Raw genomic sequence first — 234 nt, 5'->3', positions numbered from 1 at the left:
AATTCCGAAAGCGAAAGAAACGATTGCGAATATGGATGGGGATATTGCGGTAATTCGTAATCCAAATTCGATGCTGGTACTTGTGAATAAAAGTAGGCGTTTACCAGCTGGGTATAGACCGCCAGATTTAGTTATTCCGAAAGTACGTTACTCTAGTGAGGGGGATCAAGAAAAGAAAAACATGAGGATAGAGTCAGCTAGAGCGCTTGAGCACATGTTTCAACAAGCGGATAA

General features: G+C 41.9%; 1 pseudogene. It reads left to right on the top strand.

From position 1 onward, the window contains the following. Positions 1–234 (top strand): annotated as a pseudogene (locus JDS95_RS30875) (M15 family metallopeptidase); the annotation flags it as partial.

This window comes from Bacillus cereus group sp. N24 (assembly GCF_016483345.1).
GTDB classification, from domain to species: Bacteria; Bacillota; Bacilli; order Bacillales; family Bacillaceae_G; genus Bacillus_A; species Bacillus_A toyonensis.
The sequence above is the reverse complement of the archived record's forward strand: the minus strand, read 5'-3'. Positions and strand labels throughout refer to the sequence as shown.